Genomic DNA, 4,433 nt, shown 5'->3' with positions numbered 1-4,433 from the left:
TGATCACGAACGAGGATCGATTTTCTACAAATGCGGGCTTCGCCAACGACACCGCTACGCGGTATCGAGCGAAGCCCTGCCCGAATGGCACGCTTGAAAATAAATTTCTAAAGACAGTTGCTCCCACAGGGGCCGTGCCAATCCTGAAATCTGCGCTGTACCTGTGGGAGCTGGCTTGCCGGCGAAAGGGCCGCAAAGCGGCCCCAGCGGTATCAATGCGCCCCGGCAGACTTGCTCAGGTCACTTTCTGCCCACTCGGTATAGATGCACGCATCCGCCACCGCCCAGCGCACCTTCACGGTATCCCCCGGCTGCATCGGCATGCCCGCCGCCGACAGCGCCTTTACCGTCAGCTCGGTACCGCCCGCGGTCACCACATGGCAGGTCTGGCTCTCGCCCAGGAACAGCACTTCGCCAACCTTGGCACTGACCTCGTTCCAGCCCGCCGGCAGCGGCTCGCGCGCGGCCTGTTCGGCGGTCAGGGCCAGGGCCTTTTCCGGGCGCACCATGATCAGCGCATCCTGCGAGGCGGCCAGGCCCGGGGTCAGGCGGATGGCTACCGGCTGGCCCTCGAAGCTGCCCGCGCCATTGCTGCTGGCCTTGATCCGCAGGAAGTTGGAGTTGCCCAGGAACGACGCGACGAAGGCATTCGGCGGGTTCTGGTACAGGTCGTAACCGGTGCCCAGGCCGACGATCTTGCCATGGCTGAAGATGGCGATGCGCTGGGACAGGCGCATGGCTTCTTCCTGGTCGTGGGTGACGTAGACGATGGTGATGCCCAGGCGCCGGTGCAACTGGCGCAGTTCATCCTGCAGGTCTTCGCGCAGCTTCTTGTCCAGCGCGCCGAGCGGTTCGTCCATCAGCAGGATGCGCGGTTCGTACACCAGCGCCCGGGCGATAGCCACGCGCTGCTGCTGGCCACCGGACATCTGCGAAGGCTTGCGGTGGGCGAACTTCTCCAGTTGCACCAGCTTGAGCATGGCATCGACGCGCTTGCTGGTTTCGCTGGCACTGAGCTTGCGAATGGCCAGCGGGAAGCCGATGTTGTCGCGCACATTCAGGTGCGGGAACAGCGAATAGCGCTGGAACACCATGCCGATGTCACGCTTGTGCGGCGGCACGTTGACCAGTGACTGGCCATCGACCAGGATCTCGCCGCTGCTCGGTGTTTCGAAGCCTGCCAGCATCGACAGGGTGGTGGACTTGCCCGAGCCGCTGGAACCGAGGAAGGTCAGGAACTCGCCGTCCTGGATTTCCAGGTCGAGGTTGTCCACGGCGGTGAAGTCGCCGTAGTGCTTGTTCAGGCCGCGCAGGCTGACCAGGGTCTTGCCGTGCGCGTTGTCTTTGATCACTGCACTCATTGTTGTTTTCTCCGCGCGCTCAGGCGTTGGCTTCGGTGCGCCGGCGCAAGGCGGCGGCAATGAACATGACAAGCAGCGACAGGCCGATCAGCAGGGTCGAGGCCACGGCAATGACCGGGCTGAGGTCCTGGCGCAGGGTGGTCCACATCTTCACCGGCAAGGTCTGCAGGTCGGGGCTGGCCATCATCACGCTCAGCACCACTTCATCCCACGACACCAGGAAGGCGAACAGGCCGCCGGCGATCATCCCCGGGCGAATCGCCGGGAAGGTCACCTTGAAGATCGCCTGCAGGCGCGAGGCGCCGCAGATCACCGCGGCATCCTCGATGGACTGGTCGAACAGCTTCAGCGAATTGATGATCGAGATGATGGTGAAGGGCAGGGCGACGATCACGTGGCTGACCACGAAGGCGAACAGCGTGCCGGTGTAGCCGAGCTTGAGGAACAGCGCGTACACCGCCACGGCAATGATCACCAGCGGCACGATCATCGGCATGGTGAACAGCCCGTACAGCAGCTCGCGGCCCGGGAAGCGGCCGCGCACCAGGGCAAACGCGGTGGGCAGGCCGAGCAGCACGGCGGCGATGGTGGTCAGCACGGCCACCTTCAGGCTGGCCAGCGCGGCGTCCATCCACTCCGGGTTGGAGAAGAACTGGCCGTACCACTTGAAGGTCCAGCCCGGCGGCGGGAACACCAGCCACTGCGACGAGCCGAACGACAGCAACACGATGAACACCACCGGCAGCAGCAGGAAGGCCGCGATGACCCCGGTGGTCAGGTACAGGCCCGTACGCAGCGGGCGGCCCATGGCATTGGGAGACAGGAGCATGGCGGTTTACCTCGCGTTGCCAACCGGGGATTCCGGCTGCAGCTTCAGGTACAGGTAGAAAAGCACCAGGGTGATCACCACCAGCAGTGCGGCGGCGGCGCTGGCCAGGCCCCAGTTGAGGAACGACTGCACCTGCTGGATGATGAATTCGGGCAGCATCATGTTCTGCGCACCGCCCAGCAGGGCCGGGGTGACGTAGTAACCGAGCGACATCACGAACACCATCAGTGCCCCGGAGAACAGCCCCGAGCGGCACAGCGGCAGGAACACTTTCCAGAAATTGGTCCACGGGCTGGCGCCACAGATCGAGCCGGCCTGCAGCACCATCGGGTCGATGGCGTGCATGGTCGCCTGCAGCGGCAGCACGATGAACGGGATCATGATGTAGCTCATGCCGATCACCACGCCGGTCAGGTTGTGCACCATTTCCAGCGGGGCATCGATGATACCCATGGCCATCAACGCCTTGTTGATCACCCCCGAGCTCTGCAGCAGCACCAGCCACGAGTAGGTGCGCGCCAGCAGGCTGGTCCACATCGACAGCAGCACGATGTTCAGCAACCAGCGGCCCCAGCCCTTGGGCACCAGGGTAATTGCCCAGGCCAGCGGGAAGCCCAGCAGCACGCTGATCAGGGTGACCACGCCGGCCACCGAGAAGGTGTTGAACAGCACCCGCGCATAGGCCGAGTTGGCGAACAGCTGCTCGTAGTTGCCCAGGCCCGGCGTCGGCTCTAGCACACCGCGCAGCAACAGGCCGGCCAGCGGGGCGAAGAAGAACAGGCCAAGGAACAGCAGGGCCGGCAGCAGATTGCGGCTGCCTTTCCAGCGCTGGCTCAGGCTGACGCGGCGGGGGGCCGTTCCCGGGGCGCCGGTGCCCGTGGGGGCACCTTGCGCGTTATGCAGGGCGTTGATGGCGACTTTCATTTGACCAACCACTCATTCCAGCGGGCTGCGATGGTCTGGCCGTTCTTGGCCCAGTAGGCGAAGTCGAGGGTGACCTGGTCCTGGGCATAGGCGGTCGGCAGGTTCTGCGCGAGGTCTTTGTCCAGCTTGGCCACGCTGTCGACGTTCACCGGCGCGTAGGCGGTCTTGTTGGCGAACTCGGCCTGGCCTTCGGCGCTGCTGGCGTTGGCCAGGAACTTCATGGCCGCGTCCTTGTTCTTGGCACCTTTGGGGATGACCAGGAAGTCGGCCATGACCAGGTTCTGCTTCCAGCTCACGCCCACCGGTGCACCGTCTTGCTGCAGGGCATAGACGCGGCCGTTCCAGAACTGGCCGAGCGAGGCTTCACCCGAGGCCAGCAGTTGCTGCGACTGGGCGCCACCGCCCCACCAGACGATGTCTTTCTTGATGGTGTCGAGCTTCTTGAAGGCGCGGTCCAGGTCCAGCGGGTACAGCTTGTCGGGGGCTACGCCGTCGGCCAGCAGGGCCAGTTCCAGTACGCCTGGGCTGGGCCATTTGTACAGGGCGCGCTTGCCGGGGTAGGTCTTGGTATCGAACAGTGCGGTCCAGTCCACCGGTTTGTTGGCACCGAGCTTGCCTTCGTTGTAGCCGAGCACGAAGGAGAAGAAGAACGAGCCGACGCCATGGTCGGAGACGAAGCGCGGGTCGATCTTGTCGCGCTTGATCTGGGTGAAATCGAGGGGTTCGAGCAGGCCTTCGCTGGCGGCACGCAGGGCGAAGTCGGCTTCGACGTCGACCACGTCCCACTGCACGTTGCCGCTTTCGACCATGGCCTTGAGCTTGCCATAGTCGGTGGGGCCGTCCTGGACGACTTTGATGTCGGTGGCTTTGGTGAAAGGTACGGCCCACGCTTCTTTCTGGGCGTCCTGGGTGGTACCGCCCCAGCTGACGAAGTTCAGGCTGTCGGCGGCCTGGGCAGCCTGACATGCCAGGGTCAGCAGGCTGGCGGACAGCACTGCGGTTACACGTTTGCTCAACAGCATGGTTACGCCCTCGTTGCTTTTGTTATTCGAGGCGGGGCTTGTGGTGCGCCCGCCAACAGTGTTCGGGGAGCAGCTAAAACAAAGTGTTTTTTGGCCGTTTTTGATTGTAGGTGCCGGCCTGCAGATTCAAGGTCTACGGGATATCATATTATGGTATTCCAAACTTTTGGCAAGAGGTATGAGGCTACCGGCCATCACTCCGTCCCTTTCAGAAACAGCGCGGGCCCCGGGGGGGGGGGGGGGGGGGGGGGGGGAGGGGGGGGGGGGGGGGGGGGGGGGGGGGGGGGGGGAGGAGGG

The 4,433-nt window shown here is 64.2% G+C and carries 4 protein-coding genes; all 4 read right to left on the bottom strand.

Annotation, left to right across the window (positions count from 1 at the left end; translation table 11 throughout):
* Window positions 1-212 precede the first annotated feature (212 nt).
* The 4 genes from ACLCGK_RS21130 to ACLCGK_RS21115 are packed head-to-tail and all read right to left on the bottom strand — an operon-like array spanning window position 213 to window position 4,136.
* Window positions 213-1,361: an ABC transporter ATP-binding protein gene (locus tag ACLCGK_RS21130; RefSeq protein ID WP_013973156.1), complete on the bottom strand. Its 1,149-nt coding sequence runs from the start codon at window positions 1,359-1,361 to the stop codon at window positions 213-215.
* Between the two features lie 19 nt (window positions 1,362-1,380).
* The gene (locus ACLCGK_RS21125) at window positions 1,381-2,190 is read right to left on the bottom strand and encodes an ABC transporter permease (RefSeq protein ID WP_015270845.1); all 810 of its coding nucleotides are present in this window, start codon (window positions 2,188-2,190) and stop codon (window positions 1,381-1,383) included.
* Between the two features lie 6 nt (window positions 2,191-2,196).
* Window positions 2,197-3,114 (bottom strand): ABC transporter permease, encoded by a 918-nt coding sequence (locus ACLCGK_RS21120; protein WP_015270844.1) that lies wholly within the window; start codon window positions 3,112-3,114, stop codon window positions 2,197-2,199.
* A complete protein-coding gene (locus tag ACLCGK_RS21115) occupies window positions 3,111-4,136 on the bottom strand; it encodes an ABC transporter substrate-binding protein (protein WP_410952830.1) in 1,026 nt (341 codons plus the stop codon). The genes ACLCGK_RS21120 and ACLCGK_RS21115 overlap by 4 nt, the downstream gene beginning before the upstream one ends.
* Between the last annotated feature and the right edge of the window lie 297 nt (window positions 4,137-4,433).

Source organism: Pseudomonas sp. S1(2024), assembly GCF_046557535.1.
The sequence above is the reverse complement of the archived record's forward strand: the minus strand, read 5'-3'. Positions and strand labels throughout refer to the sequence as shown.